The following is a 25,510-nucleotide window of genomic DNA, read 5'->3' as shown; positions in this document are numbered from 1 at the left end:
ACTTCTTAGTATTCTTTTAGTGCGTATAACACATTATAGTACCTACTTGACTTAAAGTACTTTACAATATATTATATTGTCAAGTATTAAAAAGAATCCTTAAAAACAGAATGAAATTAAATAAAATTATATAATTATAAAAAACGGAGCAAAATAAGATGCGATTAAGTGGAAAAACGGCTGTAATAACGGGAGGCAATAGCGGTATTGGATTAGGCATCGCGAAAGAATTTATTAATGAAGGAGCCTCGGTTACGATACTGGGGCGAAATCGTAAAACTCTCGACGAAGCAGCAGAAAAGTTAGGTAAGGATTCGCTTGTTATTCAAGGCGATATAACAAAGATGGCTGACATCGAAAATCTTTACGACCAAACTGAAAGTAAATTTGGCAAGATTGACGTGTTAGTGGTTAATGCCGGAGGTGCCAGCGTAGTTCCTTTTTCATTAGTTGAAGAATCTATATTTGACGATGGTGTAGATCTCAATTTCAAAGGAACTTTCTTTACAATACAAAAAGCTTTACCTCATTTGAATGACAATGCTTCTATAATAATTGTTTCATCGGTAGCGCATAGATTGGGCTTCCCGGGTATGTCCGTATATGGCGCTACCAAAGCAGCTATAAGATCATTGGCACGCACTATTTCGGCCGAACTGTTACCTGAAAGAGGAATACGGGTTAATGTTGTGAGCCCCGGTCCGATTGAGACTCCTATATTCGATAGAATGGGAATACCTGAGGATCAAGTAGATGGGATGAAAGAATCTTTTAAAAGTTTAATTCCCTTAAAAAGATTTGGAACAACTGAAGAAATAGCAAAAACTGTGCTTTTTCTCGCCTCATCCGAGTCATCTTTCATTGTCGGAGAAGACATTAGCGTTGACGGAGGTATTGTCAATTTGGGAGTTAAGTAACACAGAGAATTGCAGACGTTACTTGTCCTATTGGTAACATAGTTGTTAAGCAGCTTAATGTAAATTAAGCTGCTTTTCTACTAAGCGATGCTCGCATTATAATATTGACTTCTCAAAGTCTGCAAAATCAGGTTGAAGTTTTCTATATGAATCGGTCAACCCTTCCATTATTACTTTTGTGTTACCAAGTACGGGCATAAAATTTGTATCCCCTATCCAGCGCGGAACTAAATGCCAGTGAAGGTGTTCTTCAATGCCTGCGCCTCCTGCCTTGCCGATATTCAATCCAATATTGAAACCCTCGGGTTTCATATGTTTGGTCAGAATTTTTATGCACCCTGAAATCACTTCCTGAGATTCGCTTCTCTCTTCTTTAGAAAGAGCGGTAAAATCCGATATGTGCCGATAGGGACAAATCATAAGGTGGGAATTATTGTACGGATAAAGATTCATAACAACGAACGTCAGTTTACCTTTTAGCAAGATGAGGTTTTTTTCACTATCTTCAGAGTTAGGTTTATCGCATAGAAAACAACTCTCTGATTCATTGGCGATCTCCCGTTTGATATATTCCATCCGCCATGGAGCCCATAACTTGTTATCATTCGGAATCATTCAGTTAATCCATAGAATAAAACGAACAACTATTCTTCCTCACCGCCCGCTGCCTTCATAATTTTTCTGCCCACATCGGCAGTCGTCTCTTCGTAATGGGAAAATTCCTGGCTGTGCAGTCCTCTACCGCCCGTGATGGACCTCAATGAAGTAGAGTATTTGTATAATTCCGCAAGAGGTATTTTCGCATTGATAATCTGAAAATGTCCATCACCATCCATTCCTGAAATCTTCCCTCTCCGCGCCGTTATATCGCCCATTACATCGCCCATATGGTCTTCAGGAACCTTCACCTGCACAGTATAGATAGGCTCAAGAATAACAGGCTTAGCATCGAGAAACGCTTGTTTAAATGCCATTGACCCCGCAATCTTGAATGCCACGTCAGAAGAGTCCACAGCGTGATAGGAACCGTCAAATACCGTCGCCTTTATATCAACTATCTTACTGTCGGCAATTATTCCTTTCAAAACAGTCTCATTGACTCCCCTTTCCACGGAAGGAATGAATTTGGTCGGTATTACTCCGCCTACGACCTTATTTACAAACTCGAATCCCTTTCCTCGCGGAAGCGGCTCAACTTTAACGTGGGCGTCGCCATATTGTCCTCTTCCTCCCGACTGTTTTTTATATTTCGCCCTAAAGTCGGCTGAAGACCTGATAGTTTCGCGATAAGGAATTCGCGGCTGTTTAGTTATTACCTCCACTGAAAATCGCCTTTTCAACCGTGAAAGGATGACCTCAAGATGAAGTTCACCCTGAGAATGTACCACCATTTGAGATAATTCAGCGTCAATCTCGAGATGAAATGACGGATCTTCTTCATGAAGAGAACCCAATCCCGTTCCGATTTTATCTTCTTCCCCCGGAATTGGAGCTGATACGGCTACGCTCAAAACAGCTGTAGGATATTGCGTTGGCTCGTAAACTATCTGGTCTTTGGGATCACTCAGAGTATCGCCCGTATGAGTGTTTTTCAGCTTAACTACCGCACCGATGTCCCCGGCAGGAAGTTCACGAACTTCCTTTCTTTCATGCCCCGTAATGGAAAAAATCTGGGCTATCCTCTCAGAATTGTTCCGGGTTGAGTTAGACAAATCCAGTCCTGATTTGATTCTTCCCGAATAAACTCTAAAGAATGAAAGTTCTCCCACATGCGCTTCGCTTACAGTTTTAAATATAAGCGCTGACGTCTTTTCTTCAGTGGATACCTTTCGCGTGATTTCCTCATCTGTTCCGGGTTTCACGCCCACAGGATCAGGAGTATCAACCGGTGAGGTACCGTAAGTAGTCAGTCCGTCCAGCACTTCCCGCACACCCATATTGCCTGATGCCGAGATGCAGTAAACAGGATGTATTTTTCCTGCCGCAATTCCAAATCTTATGCCGTTTAACAGCTCTTCATCTGAGAGTTCTCCGCTCTCCAAATATTTTTCAAGCAAACTGTCGTCAGTTTCGGCAGCGGCATCTATAAGCGCTTCTTTCAGATGATTGGCGTGATCCTGATGTTCACCGGGAATTTCCTCAGCTGTTGATTTGCCGCTCCCGTCTTTGGAAAATTTCAGTAATTTACCCAAGAGGACGTCCACAATCGAATCAAAATTAATTCCCTGATTAACCGGGAATTGTACGGGTAGTATCCCCTGTCCGAAACGCTCTTTAGCGACCTTTATCACCTGTTCATAGTTGGCGTTTTCTTTGTCAAGAAAGTTTACCGCAAACACGGTTCCAAGATTTCTATCCCTTGCAAACTCCCATGCCTGCTCGGTTCCTACCTCAACGCCTGCTGCTGAATGGAATACTATTAGGGCCATATCAGAAATTCTCAGAGCGCTTTTAACTTCCCCGACAAAATCCGAGTATCCGGGAGTATCAAGAACGCTTATCTTACATCCGTTATATTCAAATTGATTAAGAGATGTTTGGATTGAAATTTGTCTTTCTTTTTCGTCGCTTCGATAATCCGATGTGGTCGTTCCTTCATCAACTTTCCCCTGCCTGTTTATAGCCCCCGCAGAAAATAGCATTGCTTCTGTCAGCGTAGTCTTTCCGCTGCCGGAATGTCCGATTAGCGTAATATTCCTAATATCTTCTGATTTATATTCTTTCAATCGTAATCCTCCCTAATACTTATGCAGCATTCGCAAAGATTTTTTCAATACTTTTCCCGAGGCATTCTTTGGCAATCCCGCTATTATCTCCACGATATCCGGTACTTTATACGCAGCCATTCGCTCTGAACAGTATTTAGTAATTTCTTCTTCATTCATCGAATTGCCATTCGCGGGGACCACATACACTTTAATCTTTTCTCCAACAGCATCATCGCGTATCCCGATAACGGAACATTCCTTAATATCAGGATGAGTCAGTAATTCATTTTCGATTTCTTTAGGATATACGTTAAATCCATGTTTGATGATAAGGTCGGATTTCCTGTCAACAATATAATAATAACCTTCATCGTCCACACGGGCAAGGTCGCCCGTTCGGAGCCAACCATTTATAAAACTTCTTTTAGTGGCATCAGGGTCGTTTAGATATCCCTTCATAACACTTTCTCCGCGAACTACTATCTCGCCGATTTGTCCGCGGTCGATTTCATTTCCATCATCATCAAAGATGTTCATTTCAACGCCGTCAATAGGAAAACCAATGGACCCGGGTCTGCGTAGTGACGCGTTCTTGTTGAAAGATACAACAGGTCCCGCCTCCGTCAGTCCGTATCCTTCAAGTATCACACAATTAAATTTATTTTCAAAATCTTTAAGCAGGTTCGCCGCTAATTTAGCGGCTCCGGAAATACAATACTTGACTTTTTGAAACGAATCAGCCTCGATTCGTTTATCATTTAAAATGGCATGATACATAGACGGAACACCGAAAAAGAGGCTGGGAGATAAAGATTTAATCATCTTCGATAATTCTAAAGGCTCAAACCGTTGAACCAGCACCAATTTTGCTCCTATAACCATCGTAAGATTCATAACAGCAGTATGCCCGAATGAATGGAACAAGGGTAAAACTCCGATAATCGTATCTGAAGGACCCACCGGAAGAAGGATAGAGCAAGACAGAGCGTTCTCGACAACAGCTTTTTGCGAGAGCTCAACTCCCATAGGTTTTCCTGTTGTGCCCGGAGTATAAATAATTACGCAGGTATCATCCTCATTCAGCTCAGATTCTTCATCTTGCCGGTCATAATGGGGCACTGATTCTCCGAACTCGTGAATACCTTCAATCTCACTTCCCCCGCACTTAATTAAAATATTGCAGCCGCTTCCCGTAGCCGCTTTCATAACATCCGAAGAGAATCCATCCCAAAAAATCACACTCTTTGCGCCGCTATCAGTCAGCAGATACTTAATCTCATTATCTTTCAGCATAATATTAATCGGAACAACCACAGCCCCGATTTTCAAAATAGAATAATAAGCGATAATCCACTCAGGAATGTTCGGCAGCATAATGCCTACATTGTCCCCCTTACCTATTCCCAACGCCTTCAGGCGAGCGGAGAATTGATTCATCTTGTCGTAAAATTGGGAGTAGGAATAACTTTCATCCCCCGACACAAGGAATATTCCCTCGGGATACCTTTCAATGTTTTGTCTCAGATAATCGAGTATTTTCACCGGTCAAGTCTCCTCCAAAAGCCATTTACTATAACTAAATTTTGGAGGACTGTCAAGCTCTTATGGGTTCATTATATAGATGATAAAATATCAAATTATGCGAATACTAATGAGAGTGACATCATCCGATTTAGCCATAGACCCTTTTGAGAATTTTTGTAAATCACGTATGATATTATCATGCAATTCAATGGCTGATTTCCCCCTGGATTTCAATGATATATCGGATAATTTGTCAATTCCATAAAAATCTCCGTTTCTGTTTTCCGCCTCTGTAACGCCGTCGGTATATAAAAGCAGATAATCACCCTTATTAAACTTGACTATTCCGGATTTATATTCCTTATCGGTGACAAATCCTATTGCAGGTCCCCCTGCTTCCAACAATTCGATTTTCCCGTCGGAGCGAATAACCAAAGGAGGATTATGTCCGCCGTTACAATACGCCATTTGCTTATCTTCAGGGTCATATACTCCATAAAAGAATGTGGCAAATCGGTCATCGTCCGTTGCGCCGTAGATTAGTAGGTTCAGTTGATTCACCAATTCCTCAACAGGGAGATTCGTTCGCGCGAGACCTTTATATGAAGCGTATAAATTGGCCATGAGAATAGCCGCAGGAATTCCTTTTCCTGAAACATCGCCTATCGTTATTGATACTCTTCCGCTTGCGAACATCGACACATCATACAGGTCGCCCCCCACCATCTTACTTTGTATCGTGGAGGCTGCCATATCCAATCCTTCCACTTCCGGTAAATGATGCGGAAGCAAGGCTTTTTGAATATCCGCGGCTATTTTTATATCCCTTTCAATTTCCTGTTTTTCCTTGGAAAGCTTAAATAAACGGGCGTTATCTATGACAACCGCCGCAATGTTGGCAACGCCCGTCAGCATATCAAGATCATCAAATCCATACGCATAACTTTTATCGTTCTCCACGTTAAAAGCGCCTAAAACTTTATCGCCGCGAATTAGAGGGACACATATTTCTGATTTTGTTTCCTGTCGGGCAACGACATATTTCGGCTCCAAAGATACATCAGGCGTAAGTATAGCTTTTCTTAATTCAATGCTTGAGCCAATAATTCCTTTGCCGACCTTCATATCGACCTTATCCAAACGTTCTAAATCGAACCCTACCTGATACCTGTCTTTTATTTTTTTGTTATCCCCTTCTATCAGAAATATGCCGGCTGCGTTATAATCTACTACACTTTTCAGATAATCAAGAATGGATTTCAACAAATCCTCTGTTTCTGTAATTGCCGAAAGTTTTTCTGTTAACCCGATCATCGTCGCTTTTCTTAGCGATTCTTTTTCAAGGATGAGATCAGCTTTTCCCAATCTGAGCTTTTGGCTGAGCAGAGATAATATCTCTTTAAAGTTTGTTCCGCTTTCGCCATTGAAATAGTCATCGTCCAACCGTTCCGTAAATATCATTCCAACGATTTTTTCGTCTATCTTCAATGGAATAACGTATTTGAATCCGGCATCCATACACATCAGGCATATACGCTTATTTTCTGGCGTCCGAAAATATAAATCCTCTTTTAATTCTAAATAATCATCGGAAGATGATAGCAATTCCTCAAAATTCCCGCCTCCAAGGACACTCATCTTCAGTACTTTCCCCGACAGAGAGCCATGAATCGCATCTAAAGTAAATGCTTTGCCCACATCCATAAATATAGCCGTCATCCGAGTTCCAAGCGTTTCAGACAGTATAACCGCCAACTCTTTTACGAAAGAAAGATAATCTCCGCCGTATTTATAACCTTTGACGTAGTCCTCTATGTCCTGAATATCAGCAACACTTTTTCCTATTTCAGACGGTTTGGTAATTTTATCTATAATTTGACTCAATCTTGGAAAGGTGAAAACTAATGCTTGGTATCAATCAAATCACCCTCGGATTCGCCTGCATTCTCTTTTTCCTTAGATTCGAGAAGTTTTCTTATTTCAGGGAGAACATAGACGTTTCTGAGGTCTACTCTGCTCATACCTCTTGAAAGTACCGCAATTTTCTTTTCGATAATGGCTTTTTTCTGGATAATTATTACGCCGTCGTCATCTATGAAACACAAATCCCCCTGAAAATCGCCTCTCTCGTATCTTACTGTCAATCCGAGTTTTTCGGCAAGAATTTCTAATTCTTCTAATATCTTATCTGATTTCATTATAAATACTTTTTGTTACTGCTCTTTTTAAGCGATTCAACTAAATCTTTTATCTCCTGAGCACGTTCCCGCGGAGCAATCAATACGACGTCATCTGTGGCGATAACTATCATTTCTTCAAGCCCGATAGTCGCTACATATTTGCCTGTGGTTTTTATCAAAGAATTTTTCGTATCTATCGCGCTCACATTTCCCTCTATCGAATTTCCATCTTTATTCTTACTGCTTAGTTCGTATAACGCATCCCATGAACCTAAATCATTCCATTCGAATTCACCTTTAACCATATACACATTTTTAGAAACTTCCATTACGGCATAATCAATTGAAGTAGATTTTATTGCCGAGAAAGCCTTTTTTAATTTTGTTGAAAAGTTCTTAGTTTTGAATTGTCCTTTTAATATAGCCAATGGCTGATAGAGCTCGGGTATATTTTCTTCCATTTCGCGCAATATTACCGAAGATCGCCAAATAAACATTCCGCTATTCCAGAAAAAGTCTCCGCTTTCGATGAAACGTTTTGCGGTTCCTATTGTGGGTTTCTCCGCAAAAGTCTTTACCCTATAACCTCCCTGAACCTCTTTAGAAAAATTAACCTGTATATATCCATATCCCGTTTCAGGTCTTTCCGGCGTAATACCGATAGTTACCAATCCGTCGGTTCTCTCAGCCAATTTCCGCGCGTGCCGTAATGCCTGCCGGAACTTTTCCTGGTTTTTAATTACATGGTCAGCAGGGAATATCGCCATAGTAGCGCCGGGGTCTATTTCATTGATATATAAAGCAGCCAGCGCAATTGCGGGAGCAGTGTTCCTTGATTTAGGCTCTATAAGTATATTTTTTTCATTTAATTCGGGAAGCTGTTCTTGTACAAGCTTAAGCAAGAGTTTGTTTGTGACTACAATTATATTTTCCACAGGAACAATTTTAACTATCCTATTGAACGTAGCTCTAAGCATTGTAATTTTGCCGACCATCTTTAAGAATTGTTTGGGTTTGTGAGATCTGCTGTGTGGCCAAAATCGCTCACCATTGCCGCCGGCGATAATTACTCCATACATCAAATGTCTCCCACGTGCTTAAATATTGAATGAACACTGATCATGAATAATTCTATTATAATGATAAATTACCACTATATACAATTCTTACCGCACCTTCCAATATCACTTCTCCTTCTCTATCGCTCTGATGAACGGTCAAAAGACCGCCGGGAAATTGCATTTCGGTCGGAAATTCAATCCCTCTCGTTTCTCGGAGGGTGAGAGCTACTGCCACGGCCCCTGTTCCACACGCCATAGTAAGCGCCTCCACGCCGCGTTCATAGGTGCAAACAGAGATGTTATCATTCTCAATTTTTATAAAATCAATGTTTGCTCCGAATTTAAATTCCTTGCTGTAGCGCAATTCTTTTCCCACGCCTGATAGGTCTTTTAAATCATCATCCAATAGATCCGTGACAAAATGAGGAGCGCCTGTGTCAATCACGAACCCTTTTCTACCATTAACCGAACAGGGTTTAACCTTTGAATCGGTCAGCATACTGACTTTAACGGAGTTTTCCTCTATCCATCCTCTATGCTCGCCGTCCGGCGCGGTAAAGGTAAATTCCTTTTTATTAAACAGTTTTTCGGCTAATTTCACCAGACACCTTGCTCCATTTCCGCACATACTTCCCTCAGAACCATCCGAATTCAGATATCGCATATGAAAATCGGAGGAAGATTTTTTCAGGAAAATAAGAATTCCATCAGCTCCCACTCCGTTCTTCCTATCACAGATTTCAGCTGCCGTATTATCACTGATCTCAGGAACAGAACCGTCAATATCATTAAATACTACAAAATCGTTTTCCGCCCCGTGCATTTTTAAGAATTTATATTCTTTCGCCAACGGTCATTCCTCAGTGAATACAATTTTATGATCTGCCGTTTCCCATCTCGAACGGACATAAACGGTGTCACTTCCCTGAAAGTACCGCTCTGAAAGGGTATAAGGTACGGGTGAGCCTAATGTGTAAGCCCCGTTTTCATCTCTGTCGCCGTAAGCGCTCAAAAAATATTTGCCGGGTAAAACTTTATCGAACTGAAAATTCCCGTCCGAATTTACCTTCATATTTATTTTTCTCGCCTTTTTATCAAAGGGTACGGCAATTAAATGAACGGCTATATTATTTTCTAAATCATCAAGTACCGAACCGCTGATGATACCGAAAGTATCATTTTCTACGACTTGAAAATTACTCGTCCACAAACTATCGGACATTGAATTACCACGTAAATCGCTGATTTCTCCAAGATTTATTTCGATAGTATAACTTCCTCCTGACTTCCATCCATCGGCGGAGAACGCTTCCCACTTATTGGAATATTTGGAGACCAAATCATAATTAACAGAAACGGTATCAGATAAGAATATTTTTAATGCCGATAACATACTTTCTTTATTTATGCCTTCATTGAAATTAATTCTAATATGATCTCCTGAATATACCAATTTATTTCCTCTTTGGGGAGTCACCGAGAGAAGTTGGGGTGGCGTAGTATCCCGCTCTGCTGATGAGGTAAAGGTTCTCTTCCTTGAAATCGAATCCATTTTATTACCCGAACTGTCCTCGAATCCGCCGAAAAACAGATCATATTCCGTATCATCTTTCAATTCTTCAAAGTGCAGGTGGAAAATATTCGCTTCCTCCGCATCGGGATAAATAACCGATGGAATTATCTTTTCTTCCCCGGTCTTATTCAGCGCCCAAATCGAATCAATATCTTCGGGTAGCACGAGCGGATCGAGCGAACGAACGCTCAGGTGACCGTTATCAACCGCCAGCAGAGATACAATAACCGGATTGAGCGTGTCAATTAAGCTGAATCCGTAAAAAGAAAAGGTGGAAGAGGTGTCTGCTTCATTTAAAACTGCATCATCTTTTGTGGTGATTGCTATCTTGTCTTTTCCTATGAAATATTTACTATTTTCGTCAAGGTCTTCCACCGCGAAAACTCTATATCTGCCGTAAGCAAGATGCTTAAACCGATACTCACCCTTTTTGTTCGGTTGGGTTATATAATCAGGATTTGTCTCCGCCGGTTCTATATCCAGCGAATCTTCCATAAGATACGCGAACAGCAAAACCTTGCTTTTGCTTCCATAACCGAAAACCTCTCCCGCTATAGTTCCATTATCAATGCGGTTTCCCGTAGAAAAAGCGAGATTAAAACTTTCCCCCATTTTGTTCTTATGCTCATCGGCTGCGCCGCTGCCGATACTTATCACGTACGTTCTGTCTCCGGTTAACTCATCGGTAAAAATCAGAGTGAGTTTCTTGTAACCGTTCCATTTGTACTCAGGTTTGGATTCGGGAACAGGAGAAATAAAAATCGCTTTTTCCACACTTGAACGATTCATTCTTTCATTGAATTCGAATTTTACTTTAATATCACTCCTAACCGAAAGAGATAAATTCTCGGGAACCGTATTAAGTATCAGAGGCGGTATGTCATCAACAGGCCCGCCTAAAATAGGACCTTTTGATGCACAGCCCGACAAGAAAATAATAAAGAAAATGATTCCTGATGTAGCAAAACTTTTTTTAAAATTTTGCCTTTTAGAAAGTCCATAACTATTTATGCCCGCAGCAATTGAGTTATCTGTCAAAACCTTATCCAAACTATGAATTTACTCAAATTTGATACTAATTAAAAGCGGTATTTGTGAAGGTTTTCTGTCGATTGACAGAGCGAAATCTATTTTCGGTTAACGCTTCCGGTAATCCTCTAAATCAATACCCAATCCGTCAGCAAGCCTGTTCACGAAAGCGAAATAACCCGCTACAAGAACGAGATTCAAAACAGCCGCTTCTGATAATCCCGCGTTTTTCAGCTCTTCCACATCGTCCTTTCTCATTTCAGAGGGTGTTTTTGTTATCTTTAGCACATATTTCACAATGGATTTTTCCCTGTCAGATAGAAAATCAGGCAGCTCATTTTTCTTGAGTTCATCAACTATATTGTCCATTCGGGACAGCTTACGGAGAACCTCTCCGTGGTGTGCCGTTCAGTAATGACATTCGTTGACGATAGAGACCACGGTTGCCGCAAGCTCGCGCTCTTTGCGGGATAAATCCGAGCGACCAAACATTATATCACGATAAAATCCGGAGTGTGAAGTCATTGTGGAAGGCAATAGACTATGAATCTGCATTATATGGGCTATTTTACCCTCGGCGTATTGAAGAGGTTCAAACCTTTCCCTTAAATCGCCTTCGGAATCATCATAAGAAATCATCTCTATCCAGGACATTACAGATTTACTCCTTTATTTTCATAAGAGTCTATGGCTGACAACCGTTTAGTTATAGCGGGATGACTGTAAAATATAAATTCGATAATCGGATGCGGTTCTATATCCGCCAAATTTAAACTTGCAAGCCTCATAAGCGCTGATTTGAACGATTCCGGGTCCTTCGATATATCCAGAGCATATTTATCCGCTTGCCGCTCGAACTCGCGAGAAAGAATATTCGTTAAGGGATTTGTCAGAAACGAATATGCCATTAGCCATAGAGAGAGCAACGGAAGCGCCCCTATCTCTACAATGTTACCGAAACTGAAATAACTCAGCGTATATGAATATAGCTCTGCGGCGATATACAACCCGAAGAAAGTCGTAATCATCCCTGCCGCAATAAGTTTCGGTACGTGCTTTAGCCGATAATGGCCAAGCTCATGAGCCATCACTGTTAATATTTCGTTATCGGTCATAAGCTCCAACAACGTATCGCCTAACAGTACTCTCTTGGCTTTACCGAATCCGGCAAAAGCCGCATTAGCCTTTTTGGTCGTTTTGCTGAGGTTGAAACTGTACACGCCGCTAAGCTTCATTCCCACGCTTTCAGACATCAATTTTATTTTGTCAGCCAGCTCCCCCGTATCAAGCGGTACGAATTTGTAGAAAAGCGGGAAAATCAACGTCGGCGCCAATCTTCCGAGAAGAACACTGAAGCCAAAGAGAATCAGACCTGTGGGAACCCACCACATTTGTCCGAATTTTCTCAGGAAATAATAGAACAGCAACAACAGAGGAGCTCCGATGACCACGGAGACTAAAAGCCCTTTGAATCCGTGCCAAATCCAGCCCTTGAAACTTTGGTCTGATAATCCGTAACGACGCTCCATTTTAAATCCGATAGAATATTTGAGCGGAAACCCGATAATTGACTGAGCAAATCCCAACGCTAAAAAAAAGAGTAAGAGTTTTTGATAATCGTTTACCGTTATTGTAGAAATATATTGAGCGAGATTTTTGCTGAATCCGGTATAGAGAATTGCCAATGTAAACATCAGATATAGAATCGTATTAAGCAGTGACCCCGCCAATTTCAAGTGGGCGTATTTTTTCGCTTTTTTGGGGTCCGGAAGAGGCGAGATTTTTATTATATCGTCTGAATTGTCCATATACTGTATTATTCTCTCTCTGTCGGGCTGTTGTGGGCGTATTCTAAAATCAAATCTATAACTTCCTCCACTGCTCCTTCATTGTTGGTCCTGTTCGTTACAATATCAGCATTATTTTTCAGATCATCCACAGCATTTGCCACAGCAACCGCCACTCCAGCTTCCTTTAGGAGCTCGAAATCATTTAGGTAATCACCTACTGCCAGAACCTCATCCTTGTTCACCCCGAAATAATTGCGAAGGAATTTCAATCCTTTCCCTTTTGAATCTCCCTGTGTCTTGACTTCTAAAAAATGCAGCGGGTAGCGCGGCGATGGAAAGCTGAATGTAGTCAGATTACATTCGGAATCGCTGTCGATATTTTTGGATATTTCATTTAATATCTCAAGTTCGCCTATGAATAAAAGCTGATATATTTTTTCATAATCATCTATGTTGATTTCCGCAACTTCATTGAAATTGACCGCCCACCATTCAAGGTATTTAAGTATCTCGGGGTCTTTTACGCTGTGATGTATCTTATCCCCATTATAAATGAACTGATAGACCGGAGCGCCGTCAACAGCCTTTAGCGCCTGTTTTACACAGCCTATTTCCAAGGTTTTTTCATATAGAACTTTTCCTGTATGAGATTCCGCAATTAGAGTACCGTTCATACACACGATTGGAACAGATAGATTCATAGATTTCAAATACGGAGCTGCCGCTGCAAACATCCTTCCTGTTAAAAACGTAATTTCATAGCCTTTATCTTTCGCCTTTTTAATGGCCGCAGTTACTTCAGGGGTAATCTTCTTATCGTCAGTCAGCGTGGTGCCGTCAAGGTCAAGAGCGATTAGCTTAATTTTGCTGATTTTATTCTTTAATTCAGCGGTAAGGTTATGATTACTCAACCATTTCCTCCCTCACCGTCAGATTCGAACTGCTTTTACGCAGCTGATAAAACTCTTTTCGGAAGTCGCCGAACTTATTCTCCATAATCGCGTTTCTCATACCGGTCATAAGATTCATATAATAATGAAGATTATGGATTGTTGCAGCTCGACCCGCTAAAGTCTCACCCATTTTAAACAGGTGCCTCAGATAAGAGCGGGAATATTTTTGACACGATTCGCAAGAGCATCCATTTTCAATTGGCGATGAATCTGTTTTATGGACCGCATTGTTCAAATTTAGTTTCCCCTCATTGGTATAAACAGTGCCTTTACGTCCGTTTCGAGTGGGAACAACGCAATCGAACATATCAATACCGAGTGCCACACACTCAATCAGGTCTTCCGGCTTTCCCACTCCCATTAGATAACGAGGTTTATTCTCGGGCAATAGAGAAGCGTTGAAGCCACAAATATCATACATCTTTTCCGGCGACTCACCAACTGCCAATCCCCCTATCGCATAGCCGTCAAAATCGAGCGCCGTAATAGCCTCTGTACTTTTTTCTCGCAGTTCTTTATATGTACTTCCTTGAACGATCCCAAAAAGAAACTGTTTATAGCCGTAAAGCGGTTCGGTAGCGTCAAATTGTTCTTTGCACCGCGCAGCCCAATTGGCTGTTCTTATCTCCGCTTCGGAGGCGTATTCAAGCGTACTTGGATAGGGAGCGCACTCATCAAAATTCATAATGATGTCCGCACCGATATTCCTCTCCACGTCAATTACCTTTGAAGGGGTAAACCGGTGTGTGGACCCGTCAATATGATCCTGAAATGTCACACCCTCGTCATCTATTTTCGTCAATTTCGGCAGAGAAAACACCTGAAAACCTCCGCTATCGGTAAGAATAGGACCATCCCAATTCATAAACTCGTGGAGTCCGCCCGCTTTTTTAATTGTTTCTATGCCGGGTCTGAGGTAAAGATGATATGCGTTTCCGAGAATTATTTGCGTGCGCGTTTCTTTTAAATCATCTGAAGAAAGCGATTTTACCGCGCCGTAAGTTCCAACCGGCATAAAGACAGGAGTTTCTATTACGCCGTGTTCGGTATCTAATAATCCCGCGCGCGCTCCGACCCCGTCAACATTCTCAAGCGTAAAAAATTTAGACCTCACAGTAAGACCGACAGAGTTTCCGAGAGCGAGGCAACTTTTGTTATCCGCATCCCTGTAGGAGTCTTTAAGTTCTTATCATTGGATTTCGGAATAACGGCGTGCTTGAATCCGAGATTGAAAGCCTCTTTGAGTCTTCTATCAATATACGATACGGGGCGAACTTCACCTCCCAATCCGATTTCACCAATAATGACAATACCGTCATCCACCGGGCTGTCCTTAAAACTTGATGCCATCGCCACCGCTGTCCCCAAATCTATGGATGTTTCGGTTATCTTCATCCCTCCTGCCGCATTGACGAACACGTCGCTCATTCCCAACCGCACTCCTGCTCTTTTTTCCAATACAGCGATTATCATCGCCAACCGCCGGTTATCTATCCCTGTAGAATTACGCTGAGGTGTGCCGTATGAAGCCCTGCTGACCAATGCCTGAATTTCCAACAGAAACGGTCGTGTTCCTTCCATGCTCGCCACAACAACAGAACCCGGTACGAGTTCTTCTCTGCCGGAAAGGAAAAAGCCGGACGGATTTTCTACCTCAATAAGTCCTTTCTCCCGCATTTCAAAAACGCCGATTTCGTTTGTGGAACCGTATCGATTTTTTATCGACCGGAGAATACGATATGAGTTTAGCTTCTCACCTTCCATATAGAGAACCGTATCAACCGTGTGCTCAAGCATCTTCGGTCCCGCTATCGAACCCTCTTTGGTGATATGCCCGACTATAAAAACGATATTGCCGCTGTTCTTTGCCAGTTTCAGAAGCATTCCCGCCGTTTCTCTTACCTGAGATACGCTTCCGGCGAAGCTCTCGAGATTTTCGGTGAATGCCGTTTGAATCGAATCGACAATAATAAGTCCGTCTTGCTTAGCGTAAAGCAGTTCTGTGACGATATCCATATTGCTTTCAAGAAGCAGATTGACACCTGATACATCAAGCCCGAGACGGTCTGCCCGCATTTTTATTTGACTTCCGGATTCCTCTCCAGCGCAAAAAATAGTCTCGCCCTTGAGATTACCTGATACCGCGGCAGCCATTTGCAGCATTAATGTTGATTTTCCAATTCCAGGATCGCCTGCCAACAATACAATGCTGCCAGCTACCAAACCTCCGCCAAGAACTCTATCGAGCTCTCCGATGGTAGTAGAAATTTTCGGTGTTCCCTCAGAGTTAATCTCTCCGAGAGAAATCGTTTTCTTCAAATCTGAACGATGGGTTAGTTTTTTCTTTGTCGATTTTGAGACTATTTCTTCAGAGAAAGTATTCCATTCACCGCATTCGGAGCACTTACCGCTCCATTTGGGAGAGGTAGCTCCGCAATTGGCGCAGATATATATCGTTTTAGTCTTTGTCGTTATAGCCATTCGGATTTCCGAATAATTTTTTATCGCTCAATGTGATTGCATTACAAAATACGGCAAACGATAATATATAAGATTTTATGAGACAAATGTGATATAAAAATGAGGGGATTGAGAAGAAACTTAAAATTTTCTTCCGCAAGAGCAGGAATTATCAAATCGTACGGGGTAAACCGCTAACTCTTTTTACCTAAAAATCGGTGCCAAGCGAGAAATAATATCTCGGTTTAGAGGTTCGGCTTAGATCATTATTCCAGGCTAAGTCTATCTTAAGCATAGCAAACCCTATTGGAAGCCTTAAACCAAATCCGTACCCAAGGAAGGCGTCTTCAAACCTCTTTACGCCGAACTCATCCCGCTTGGAGATTACTAATTTTCCCGGTCCCCACGCTACCCCGAAATCAGTGAATGCTACGCCCATAATAAGCGGGAATCGGAGCGGAAGCGGCCAACCTAAATCTAACCTGCGGAACATTGGAAAACGAAATTCATAGTTTCCAAGAAAATATCGAGTACCTACAAGCTGATAATAACTTCCGCCTCTTAAGGGAACCTCAAACTCAGAAAAATATATATTTTGGACATCCTGGATACGTTCATTGAAACTAAGTTCCTCTTCATTAACACCCCAGTTTATCCATCCCGGTGTACCGCCGAGGAAATAGTTAGGCGCATCAGCCCCAAAACTTGCGCCACCGGAGAACCTGGCTGCAAATGAATGAAACCAGTTAATTTTCCAATACTTACGAAAATCAATTTCCATCTTTTGAAATTCAAAACTGTTACTGTTGTATTTGGGACTTACCTGCCATCTTAGAATCGCTCTTGAGCCGTCAATAGGACCCGTAAACCCGTAAAGGACATTATCGTGAACCAACCGTATTTCAGGCAGGATTGTGCTCACTTTAGTAGGAGCCAAATCAGGAACGAATATGGCTTCCTGGCTTACATTGAACCATGTAGCAATAAAATCGATTCTTCTGAATTTGTTGAACGGCCGGGATACGGTCAATCCCAATCCGTATGTTCGGTATCTGATAGTTCCTTGAAATCTGTTTCCGCTGAAAAAATCTGCCGTATGAAATGCGGAAATACCGTAGTTGGTTCTTCGCGCTAAATAAAAGTAGCTTAAAAAATAATCACTGTTATCAAAATCAATTAAGAAATCGGCTCCAAGCTGTATCTGATGATTTCCCAACACGTCCGAAAAATATAGTACTGTAGTCCCTTGAAACCCGAAAAACGTATTATAGCCGGCTACTCCATCTACGAGGTCAAGAGAAAATTTTGTCTTATACGGCTGAGCTATATAAGAGCCGTCCTCACCTATAACTATGCCCGAATCAAGTCTTGTTTCATGATTATTTGCTACTGCAATTTTACTTGAATCAGTTTTGAAATCAGAGGAAAAATCAAATTTCGAGAAATCTTTGTTGTCCGGCTTGGTTTTGTTAAAGTTTGTTCTCCGTGCTTTGGCATGATAGGCGGCAGTTACTGTCCCAGGAGTTAATCCGTCTTCTTCTAATTCTTTAACCCATTGAGTTTTCTGCAAAACAATTTCGTCTTCACCAATGGAAAGAGGATTCTTCAGGACATAAATATCATAACCGCCTTTTGAAAGCGCTGAAAAGGCAAGCTTGGAATCATCGGCAGACCATGAGAGCTGGAAAATGCCTGTAATAACGTTTGTTATAGGATATTCTTTTCCTGTATCAAAATCGTGTATATATATATTCCATATACCTACCCTGTCAGAAGTAAACGCGAGTTTATTTTCCGTATGCGCCCACGATGGAAAATTCTCGCTGAAAGAAGTGGAAGTAATTCTTTTCATATCAGAGCCATCGAACTTCATTGTATATATATCCATTTGTCCGAACTTATAGCTATTTGGATTAAAATCTCCATTCAGTTGAGAGCTATAAAGATAATCACCTCTGTCAGAAGCAAACGCAATGAGAGACCCGTCGGGGGACCACGAAGGTTCGGTATCATCAAACGGGTCATTGGTAAGTCTTTTCAGCTCGTCATTTGCCATATTGAAGACGTAAATGTCCCGTGCGCCATCCTTATTTCCCACAAAAGCTATTTTATTACCGTCAGGAGACCATGAAGCCGTAAATATACCGTCTAATCCGAATTTATATTTTTCCATTTTTTTCGTTTTCACATCAAGTATAATCAACCCGTCTTGATCACCGCTTTTAGCGGCTATAACTATTTTTTTTCCGTCCGGTGACCAGCTGATAGCCGGATTCAGCCATTTTAGCTCTTCTAAATCGGGGGTGCGTTGACCGCTGACGAGCCTTTCTATTATTCTTCCATCTACGGCAGACATGAGATAAATATCGGCATATCCGGATTTGTCGGAAAGAAATGCTATCTTGCCTCCTCCGGGCGAGATGGCGGGTGAGACGTTTTGGAAATTTTGAAGCTTTACGTGATCAGTCATTCTCAACGCAAACTCTTCAGGTTCAAGTCGGTCGGCAATATCCGGCCAATACAATTTCTTTAAATATTTATGCCATTTCTTTGAAAGCTCTTCAAGGTCCTGACCGATAGCCGCTTTGAATCCGCCTTCCACACTGCGGGTTCCCTTCATCCGGGAGAGTATTTCTCCAATTTTTTCCTCTCCATACTTATCACCGAGATACTTCATAAGAGACTGACCGCCTTTATAGGCATAGTATCCGTTTAAATATTGAATCGGCGGTACCTGTCCATTGATGCTTAAGTCGCGCATAAACATATCTGCTCTTGTATCCCACATATCAGAAGAATATTCCGCAAATCCTTCGCTAAACCAGATAGGGATTGCAAGCGATACCCTCCCTGAAATTATGGATTGTACAGAACCCCCATAGACAAGATCGTTTATCATTGCATGGACTAATTCGTGATGAAGCGTGCTTCTGAAATCGCTGTATGAGCCTTCCCAGGGCATAACAACCCTATTCTTGAACAACTCGGTAAATCCGCCTATTCCCTCCACCAGGTAACTAAGCGACACGTTTGTAGATTGAAAATCGTTATGGGAATTATACATAATCAGAGATACTCTTTTCTTTAAATCCCATCTAAGAGTATAGCTTATGGTTACGTAAGCAGATTCGGCAGCGGTAGCGGCAAATTCCGCTATTTCCCGCCCGCCTTCGGTAAAATAAACATCAAAGTGTTCGGATTGAATAAACTCCCATTTGAAATCATTATATTGGACTTTATTCTTACCGAATCCTTGACCGTTCGCACTGTCAAAGAGGACGCTCAGCATAAGAAATGCCGTCAAAAGTTTACCTGATATCAGAGCTGCTTTTCCCTGGGTATTCATTATTCAGTTCTCCCTAAAGGATTAAGGAAATTAATTCTTACTTAAAATATATTATTCATCCGCTATAATGTCAACAAAACACCCGAGTTTCGATGTGTTCCACCTTACATTTGCATTGATTATTCGTCTCTTCTATATTATGATACGATAAATGAAGCAATATGTTCAGATATTCCTCACTTTTATACTGATTTTCTTTTTAGGATGTGGCGCCGAAGAGAAAGAATCTCTAACAGTTCAAGATAAAGAATTAGTTGAGGTATATGTACAAATATCCCTCATTAAGGATTCTAATCTTAGTAATCCTGATAAAAATATTCTAATTGACAAATACTTATCAGAAAAAAATTTAACAATGGAAAAAATTGACTTAAGATTGGAAACGTATAGAGCTAATCCGGCGGAATGGAGAAATTTCTTTATGAACGTACAATCTCGACTTAAAGAGCTGCAAAGAGAAAGTAGGGAAAAGACACTCGATGAATCAGAGTCCGTAAATCTGATTGTCGACACTGTTACAGCGCATACTGACCCGCCAATCCTGAATGCCGATAGCGACACAATCATTAAATCATCAAGCGGCTCTGAAAGTGAAGCGCCTGTTTCAGAAGAACTAACCGATAGCCATATCGCCGTTGAAGACGATACAACTATTATAGAGCCGATACCTTCACCGGATTATCCTGAAGGATCATTTGAATCTGACGAATTAGGTCTATTTTTATATGAAATTCAACCGGGAGACAATCTTTCCACATTGGCCAGTCTTTATGACGCTGAAACAGAGCAGTTAGTTATAATCAATGGGATATTAAGCGCAAATGCTATCAGAATCGGGCAAAAGATTTTGATTCCCAATAAGATTACGAATATAATCTTGCACACTATAGCGAGCGGCGATGTGCTGTCAAAGATTTCTGTCAGATATAATTCAGACCTCGAACAGATTATTCAGATCAATAAAATTAGTAATGTGAATGCAATTAACCTTAACGACCTATTATATATTCCTGTGAGAAAGACCGAAACGGAAGGTAACAAATGAACAAGACCTCTAATATAGAAACAGACGCGATACTGAAAACGGTGACTAATGAAGCATCACTAAAATCAGGCGCAAACCTGATTGAATCCAACGGTTGGTTGATACCGAATGATTACGGAAACGTCTTGGATGAATATGTAGCGTTTAAGGAAGGTGTGGTAGCAATAGACTTTTCAGATAATGGAGTCGTATTAATTGAAGGAAAAGATTCCTTGGATTTTCTTCACAGGATGTCAACCAATGATGTTATCAACACCGGCGAAAACGACAGAACTCTCAATGTACTGACAAACGCTGACGGACGGATTATTGACGCCGCATGGATGATAACAGGTCCTCAAAAACAGAGCGCGATGCTTGTAGGGAGCGCCGGCAGCGGTAAAATGGTTGCCCGATGGTTGGAACAGTATCATTTTTCCGAAGAACTTGATATCAGAGACGAATCGGGAAAATATGGTGTGTTCGCCGTATATGGCGAAAACGCATCTGATATCGCTGCGTCATTAAAATGCGATGTAATTAATTCCGATAAGAATTCCGCATTTGTTCTCGTTAAGGAGAACGCCTCCGAATATTGGGCGAATTTATCAGAGCAGGGCGCCGTTCCCGTGGGGCGTGAAGCATGGAATATTCGCAGAATAGAATTGGGCATCCCGAGATTCGGGTTCGAATTGACCGAATCCGCCAATCCGTTAGAAGCCGGATTATTCGACTCAATTTCTTTTTCAAAAGGCTGCTATATCGGACAGGAAGTAATTGCCAGAATGGACACCTATGACAAAGTCGCCAGACAATTACGGAGACTGCATTTTAGCGGGGAGGTTGACGATTCGTCAAAGCCGACTCTCTCTTCCGGTGGCAGGAACGTGGGAATCGTCACCAGCAGCGTTTACTCGATCGAACTCGGAAAACATATCGGACTCGGTTACATCAAAAACAAACACGCTGAATTGGGAAACGAACTTCTTATTTCGGATAGCAAGGAAACCGCAATTGTAGGTGAAAGCTTCTCAGAATTTGCTGAAGATAATTCCTAATCCGCGTTTTCTATAATCTGATAATCAGAGCTGATTTTCGCTGTGTTCTTTACCATACCGATGGCAGAACAATATTTCTCCTCTGACAGGCTAATCGCCCGCTCCACGTCTTTTACTTTAAGCCCTTTTCCTGTCAGCAGATACTTTATATGAATATCGGTGTATATTCTGGGATGTTCATCTCTCCTTTCGCCGTCAATTTCAATCTCAAGATCGGATAAATTCGCTCTACGCTTTTTGAGAATAGAAATTACGTCCATTGCGGTACATGCGGCAATTGACATAAGCATCAGTTCCATTGGCGACGAACCGGCGCCATGACCGGAATCGGGTTTGTCATCAATTGTCACCCAGTGATTTGATTCACCTTTAGCAACCAAAGAATGTTTGTGGATTTGTTTGAGATAAACTTTCATTTTTAAGACGAAACCTGCGGTGAAGTCTTACGTTCTCTTGCTTTTATCAGCTGGTCACGTATAAATGGAAGCCTTATTATGAGAAAAACAGCCATAAAAGCGCCGTATATCAACGGTTCGCGGATATCTGCCTTCACGAGCCAAGTATAGTGCAATATAACGAGAATTCCGGCAACGTAAACGAGCCGATGAAGACGTTTCCAATTTTTCTTCAACCTCAATTTCCATCCTTTTGTGGAAGTGGCTGCCAGCGTCGCTAATATCAGAAGAGCGGAAAATCCTACTAATATATAGGGCTTTTCCACGATAGCGTCTTTAATGAGCTCCCAATCAAAATAATAATCAAGCGCAATGAAAACGCTGAAATGTAAAAATGCGTAAAGAGCGGTATAAAGACCGAGCATCTTTTTGAATTGCCTGATAAATTTCTTCCCTGTCAGATAAACTATGGGTGTAATTGAAAGAGTTATACTCAGGAGAATCAGAGCTGTCTTCCCGGTTTTTAGCGTAAGATACTGAATCGGATTTGCCGTTAACGACCCGTTTTGCCAGTCCAATATTAATAGCAATAGAGGTAATAGACTTGCTATATGAACTATAGGTTTCAAAAAACGTTTCAAAAATACTTCTTCAAATCCATATCGGAATAGAGACTTGCGACTTCATTCTCATAACCGTTGAACATCAGAGTTTTGCGCCTTCTGAATTCTCCGATTCGCCTTTCAGTTTTTTGCGACCAGCGCGGATGCGACTTCTTCGGATTCACGTTTGAATAAAATCCGTATTCATTTGGAGCCGCTTTCATCCAGAGCGAAACGGGCATTTTCTCTACCAGCTCGATTTTAACAATAGATTTTATGCTCTTAAAACCATATTTCCACGGAACTACCAACCGTATGGGAGCGCCGTTCTGCTTCGGCATATCTTTTCCATATAACCCTGTGGCGAAAATAGCCAGGTCATTCATCGCCTCGTCAATGCGTAGTCCCTCAATATATGGCCATTCATACCACGAGCTTTTTTGCCCCACCATCTCTTTCGGACGCATCAGAGTAGTGAATTTCACGAATTTTGCTTTCGATTTTGGTACCACATCTTTCAGAAGCGATGCAACAGGGAACCCCGTCCACGGGATAACCATTGACCATCCTTCCACACAACGAAGCCTGTATATGCGTTCTTCCTGTGTATATTTGGCTTTAAGATCATCCACACTGAACACGCCCGGCTTTTCTACTAACCCGCCGACTTCCACTTCCCAGGGAGAAACAGTCAGTTTTTGCGAAAGCTTTGCCACATCTTCTTTATCGGTGCTGAATTCATAAAAGTTGTTGTAGTTGGTGATGGATTCTAATGAAGTTAATTTTTCTGAATCAGGCAGAGCGGAGTTGTTAATTCCGGCTAAAATGGAAGCAGGATTCAATATAGTCGCCGCCGCCGCCACACCCGCTCCTTTCATAAACTTCCGACGATTAAGATAATCAGATTCGGATGTAATTTCAGAAGATTTTATTTTCGCCATTAACAAAGATTCCTTTCAGGTTTTCTCATTATACTATATCTCCTATACGTGAATTTGTCAAGATATGTTATCTGTTTTGAAATCTGCTTTGCTCCATCTATATTTAAGCGCTTGAAATAACCGGCAAATAAACGTTTAAGGAACGATTTTATTCCAACAGAGTTTAAAAGTAAAAATATATTATGAATATGTCATTCAACTATACCTTGTTAATCTTATTCCTGTTGCAGATAGTTCCATCAAACGCAAACGGCGGGAAGCTTCAACGGATTGGCTCAATTCAATTCGTGCCGAATATCAACGGCACTGACAGCACAGGCGCTTCTGATGTTTGGGGATGGACAGGTCCCGATAGCACAGAATACGCGATAATGGGTATAGCCGCCGGTGTCGCGATAATTAATACCAATATTATGGAAGTTGTTTCGATCGTGCCGGGTCCCGCGAAACCGGGCGGACCGGCTCATAGAGATATTAAAACATATAGGAATTATGCGTACGTAGTTAACGAAAATACGGGTGTCAATGAAGGTTTGATGATTATCGACCTCAAATTTCTTCCGGACAGTGCGGTGTTCATTCGTTCAATTCCCATCGATACCGTTGGCGGTTTCAGGTCGCATAATTTGAGCATAGACACCTCAAAAGGATTTGCTTATATCGAAGGACATTTACCCGGTGTGCTCAGTATATTTGATCTTTCTGATCCCGAAAATCCAACTTATGTGGCGGAATTTCCAAATAATGGTTTTAAGATTCATGATTTATACGCGCGGAACGATACTCTTTATATAGCTGAAGCTGGATTTCCCTCTTTCAGTATTTGGGACTTGACAAATAAAATTATGCCGAAATTATTGGTAAGAAAACAAGTTTCAGAAGCGGGATTCGTTCATAATGTCTGGCCCACAGATGACGGGAAGTATCTTCTTTCTACTCAGGAAGCACCCGATATAACAGTTAAAATGTGGGATATATCAAATCTCATAGCTGACAGCATAAAAATCGTGGGCGAATGGCTCGGCACGAGTCGCCTTGCCCACAACGTACACGTCAAAGGCAACTATGCATACGTCAGCCATTACGAATCCGGCATTCATGTGCTTGATATCAGTGACCCGGAAAATATCTTTGAGAACGCCTCGTTTGACACATATCTGCAGAGCGATAACGAGGCATTTAACGGCGCATGGGGTGTCTATCCATATACACAGAACGGAACAGTATTCGTCAGCAACATAGAAGGCAGACTCGATGTTTTTGAGTTTGATTCAAGCGCCGTAATAACCGCTATTGATTATTCACCTTTGCTGAAGCAACCGTTGTTAGTCAACAATTATCCGAACCCTTTTAATCCCACAACGACAATTGAATTCTATCTGCCGCAATCAGCTGAAGTGAAATTGTCAGTTTATAATCTGAGTGGACAACTGATTCAGACCCTTCTCGACGAACACCTCAGTTCGGGCACATATTCGCCAATTTGGTCAGGCGCCAATGTAGCTTCGGGTCTGTATTTTTACCGGCTGCAAACCAATAATGCCGTCACAACAGGCAAAATGGTTTTAGTGAAGTAAGCTCTTTCAATTTTCATGGCTGAATCCACCTACCGAATAATTGTTCTTATTCGGTCCATCACTGCACTTAAAAAGTAGTTTCGATACCCCTAAACACACCACTTCCCACAGTTCCGGCGAATATGATTCCCTCGGAATTTATAATAAGCGTTCTGACAAAAGTATTAGTCAAACCCATATTGACTTCTGTCCAGCTGTCGCCGTTGTCCTCCGACCAAAAAACTCCACTTTCAGTACCGGCGAAGATGGTGCTACTGAAATAAGGACAAGATCTCTCACTTAGAGTTTCTTTTATTTGCTCAAGTTGTCCCGTAGGGACGCCTACGGCGTTAATATACTTGAAGATAGAAGAGACTATATAATTGTAAAAGT

23 protein-coding genes are annotated in these 25,510 nt (G+C 41.6%); 4 read left to right on the top strand and 19 right to left on the bottom strand.

Annotated features, from left to right (window positions below):
* The first annotated feature begins 158 nt into the window (after positions 1-158).
* Positions 159-917 carry an SDR family oxidoreductase gene (locus tag IIB39_08885; protein ID MCH8928814.1) on the top strand — a complete coding sequence of 253 codons (759 nt, stop codon included), beginning with the start codon at positions 159-161 and terminating at the stop codon, positions 915-917.
* 96 nt (positions 918-1,013) lie between these two features.
* Here the strand turns inward: IIB39_08885 and IIB39_08880 are convergent, their stop codons facing one another.
* The 15 genes from IIB39_08880 to IIB39_08810 all read right to left on the bottom strand — a co-directional run bounded on the left by IIB39_08880 (position 1,014) and on the right by IIB39_08810 (position 19,541).
* Positions 1,014-1,532 carry an HIT domain-containing protein gene (locus IIB39_08880; GenBank protein ID MCH8928813.1) on the bottom strand — a complete coding sequence of 173 codons (519 nt, stop codon included), beginning with the start codon at positions 1,530-1,532 and terminating at the stop codon, positions 1,014-1,016.
* Positions 1,533-1,561: 29 nt separating this feature from the next.
* Complete coding sequence (fusA, locus tag IIB39_08875; protein ID MCH8928812.1) at positions 1,562-3,643, bottom strand: elongation factor G; 2,082 nt, start codon at positions 3,641-3,643, stop codon at positions 1,562-1,564.
* 12 nt (positions 3,644-3,655) lie between these two features.
* Entirely contained in the window at positions 3,656-5,167 is a 1,512-nt protein-coding gene (locus IIB39_08870; protein ID MCH8928811.1) for a long-chain fatty acid--CoA ligase, read from the bottom strand.
* A 90-nt stretch (positions 5,168-5,257) separates the two neighbouring features.
* On the bottom strand, positions 5,258-7,033 hold the full coding sequence (locus IIB39_08865; GenBank protein MCH8928810.1) for a SpoIIE family protein phosphatase: 1,776 nt from the start codon (positions 7,031-7,033) through the stop codon (positions 5,258-5,260).
* Positions 7,034-7,050: 17 nt separating this feature from the next.
* Positions 7,051-7,347: a hypothetical protein gene (locus IIB39_08860; protein MCH8928809.1), complete on the bottom strand. Its 297-nt coding sequence runs from the start codon at positions 7,345-7,347 to the stop codon at positions 7,051-7,053.
* Positions 7,347-8,408, bottom strand: a complete 1,062-nt coding sequence (locus IIB39_08855) for a mannose-1-phosphate guanylyltransferase (protein MCH8928808.1) — start codon at positions 8,406-8,408, stop codon at positions 7,347-7,349. The genes IIB39_08860 and IIB39_08855 overlap by 1 nt, the downstream gene beginning before the upstream one ends.
* Before the next feature lie 55 nt (positions 8,409-8,463).
* Complete coding sequence (dapF, locus tag IIB39_08850; GenBank protein MCH8928807.1) at positions 8,464-9,240, bottom strand: diaminopimelate epimerase; 777 nt, start codon at positions 9,238-9,240, stop codon at positions 8,464-8,466.
* Positions 9,241-9,243: 3 nt separating this feature from the next.
* On the bottom strand, positions 9,244-11,001 hold the full coding sequence (locus IIB39_08845) for an Ig-like domain-containing protein (GenBank protein MCH8928806.1): 1,758 nt from the start codon (positions 10,999-11,001) through the stop codon (positions 9,244-9,246).
* A 99-nt stretch (positions 11,002-11,100) separates the two neighbouring features.
* Positions 11,101-11,361 (bottom strand): hypothetical protein, encoded by a 261-nt coding sequence (locus tag IIB39_08840; protein ID MCH8928805.1) that lies wholly within the window; start codon positions 11,359-11,361, stop codon positions 11,101-11,103.
* A gap of 39 nt (positions 11,362-11,400) precedes the next feature.
* Positions 11,401-11,646, bottom strand: a complete 246-nt coding sequence (locus tag IIB39_08835) for a carboxymuconolactone decarboxylase family protein (GenBank protein ID MCH8928804.1) — start codon at positions 11,644-11,646, stop codon at positions 11,401-11,403.
* On the bottom strand, positions 11,646-12,800 hold the full coding sequence (locus IIB39_08830; protein ID MCH8928803.1) for a M48 family metallopeptidase: 1,155 nt from the start codon (positions 12,798-12,800) through the stop codon (positions 11,646-11,648). The genes IIB39_08835 and IIB39_08830 overlap by 1 nt, the downstream gene beginning before the upstream one ends.
* A gap of 8 nt (positions 12,801-12,808) precedes the next feature.
* Entirely contained in the window at positions 12,809-13,693 is an 885-nt protein-coding gene (locus IIB39_08825) for a Cof-type HAD-IIB family hydrolase (GenBank protein MCH8928802.1), read from the bottom strand.
* Positions 13,686-14,849: a tRNA guanosine(34) transglycosylase Tgt gene (gene tgt, locus IIB39_08820; protein MCH8928801.1), complete on the bottom strand. Its 1,164-nt coding sequence runs from the start codon at positions 14,847-14,849 to the stop codon at positions 13,686-13,688. Before tgt ends, IIB39_08825 begins: the two co-directional genes overlap by 8 nt.
* Positions 14,846-16,216 (bottom strand): DNA repair protein RadA, encoded by a 1,371-nt coding sequence (gene radA / locus IIB39_08815; GenBank protein ID MCH8928800.1) that lies wholly within the window; start codon positions 16,214-16,216, stop codon positions 14,846-14,848. The genes tgt and radA overlap by 4 nt, the downstream gene beginning before the upstream one ends.
* Before the next feature lie 187 nt (positions 16,217-16,403).
* Entirely contained in the window at positions 16,404-19,541 is a 3,138-nt protein-coding gene (locus IIB39_08810) for a PD40 domain-containing protein (GenBank protein ID MCH8928799.1), read from the bottom strand.
* Positions 19,542-19,692: 151 nt separating this feature from the next.
* On the opposite strand from IIB39_08810, the gene IIB39_08805 reads away from it, so the two are divergent.
* Complete coding sequence (locus IIB39_08805; protein ID MCH8928798.1) at positions 19,693-20,586, top strand: LysM peptidoglycan-binding domain-containing protein; 894 nt, start codon at positions 19,693-19,695, stop codon at positions 20,584-20,586.
* Positions 20,583-21,623, top strand: coding sequence for an aminomethyl transferase family protein (locus IIB39_08800; GenBank protein ID MCH8928797.1), 1,041 nt, complete (start codon positions 20,583-20,585; stop codon positions 21,621-21,623). The genes IIB39_08805 and IIB39_08800 overlap by 4 nt, the downstream gene beginning before the upstream one ends.
* On the opposite strand, the gene IIB39_08795 is transcribed toward IIB39_08800, so the two are convergent.
* From IIB39_08795 to msrP, 3 genes are read right to left on the bottom strand one after another with little or no spacing between them, the layout of a single operon-like run.
* Positions 21,620-22,039 carry an OsmC family protein gene (locus tag IIB39_08795; GenBank protein ID MCH8928796.1) on the bottom strand — a complete coding sequence of 140 codons (420 nt, stop codon included), beginning with the start codon at positions 22,037-22,039 and terminating at the stop codon, positions 21,620-21,622. The genes IIB39_08800 and IIB39_08795 overlap by 4 nt on opposite strands.
* A 2-nt stretch (positions 22,040-22,041) precedes the next feature.
* Positions 22,042-22,659 carry a sulfoxide reductase heme-binding subunit YedZ gene (locus IIB39_08790; protein MCH8928795.1) on the bottom strand — a complete coding sequence of 206 codons (618 nt, stop codon included), beginning with the start codon at positions 22,657-22,659 and terminating at the stop codon, positions 22,042-22,044.
* Entirely contained in the window at positions 22,656-23,561 is a 906-nt protein-coding gene (msrP, locus tag IIB39_08785; protein MCH8928794.1) for a protein-methionine-sulfoxide reductase catalytic subunit MsrP, read from the bottom strand. The genes IIB39_08790 and msrP overlap by 4 nt, the downstream gene beginning before the upstream one ends.
* Before the next feature lie 182 nt (positions 23,562-23,743).
* On the opposite strand from msrP, the gene IIB39_08780 reads away from it, so the two are divergent.
* Positions 23,744-25,138 (top strand): choice-of-anchor B family protein, encoded by a 1,395-nt coding sequence (locus IIB39_08780; protein MCH8928793.1) that lies wholly within the window; start codon positions 23,744-23,746, stop codon positions 25,136-25,138.
* A gap of 67 nt (positions 25,139-25,205) precedes the next feature.
* Here the strand turns inward: IIB39_08780 and IIB39_08775 are convergent.
* On the bottom strand, positions 25,206-25,510 hold a 305-nt coding region (locus IIB39_08775; GenBank protein MCH8928792.1), incomplete at its 5' end, for a hypothetical protein.

The sequence above is a fragment of the Candidatus Neomarinimicrobiota bacterium genome, assembly GCA_022573815.1.
GTDB lineage: Bacteria > Fidelibacterota > SORT01 > SORT01 > SORT01 > JACZTG01.
The sequence above is the reverse complement of the archived record's forward strand: the minus strand, read 5'-3'. Positions and strand labels throughout refer to the sequence as shown.

Bases quoted from the DNA above. Each gene is read 5' to 3' on its own strand.
- IIB39_08885 (MCH8928814.1), top strand. From the start codon at position 159: ATGCGATTAAGTGGAAAAACGGCTGTAATAACGGGAGGCAATAGCGGT.
- IIB39_08880 (MCH8928813.1), bottom strand. From the start codon at position 1,532: ATGATTCCGAATGATAACAAGTTATGGGCTCCATGGCGGATGGAATAT.
- IIB39_08860 (MCH8928809.1), bottom strand. From the start codon at position 7,347: ATGAAATCAGATAAGATATTAGAAGAATTAGAAATTCTTGCCGAAAAA.
- IIB39_08855 (MCH8928808.1), bottom strand. From the start codon at position 8,408: ATGTATGGAGTAATTATCGCCGGCGGCAATGGTGAGCGATTTTGGCCA.
- IIB39_08840 (MCH8928805.1), bottom strand. From the start codon at position 11,361: ATGGACAATATAGTTGATGAACTCAAGAAAAATGAGCTGCCTGATTTT.
- IIB39_08835 (MCH8928804.1), bottom strand. From the start codon at position 11,646: ATGTCCTGGATAGAGATGATTTCTTATGATGATTCCGAAGGCGATTTA.
- IIB39_08830 (MCH8928803.1), bottom strand. From the start codon at position 12,800: ATGGACAATTCAGACGATATAATAAAAATCTCGCCTCTTCCGGACCCC.
- radA (MCH8928800.1), bottom strand. From the start codon at position 16,216: ATGGCTATAACGACAAAGACTAAAACGATATATATCTGCGCCAATTGC.
- IIB39_08810 (MCH8928799.1), bottom strand. From the start codon at position 19,541: ATGAATACCCAGGGAAAAGCAGCTCTGATATCAGGTAAACTTTTGACG.
- IIB39_08805 (MCH8928798.1), top strand. From the start codon at position 19,693: ATGAAGCAATATGTTCAGATATTCCTCACTTTTATACTGATTTTCTTT.
- IIB39_08800 (MCH8928797.1), top strand. From the start codon at position 20,583: ATGAACAAGACCTCTAATATAGAAACAGACGCGATACTGAAAACGGTG.
- IIB39_08795 (MCH8928796.1), bottom strand. From the start codon at position 22,039: ATGAAAGTTTATCTCAAACAAATCCACAAACATTCTTTGGTTGCTAAA.
- msrP (MCH8928794.1), bottom strand. From the start codon at position 23,561: ATGGCGAAAATAAAATCTTCTGAAATTACATCCGAATCTGATTATCTT.
- IIB39_08780 (MCH8928793.1), top strand. From the start codon at position 23,744: ATGAATATGTCATTCAACTATACCTTGTTAATCTTATTCCTGTTGCAG.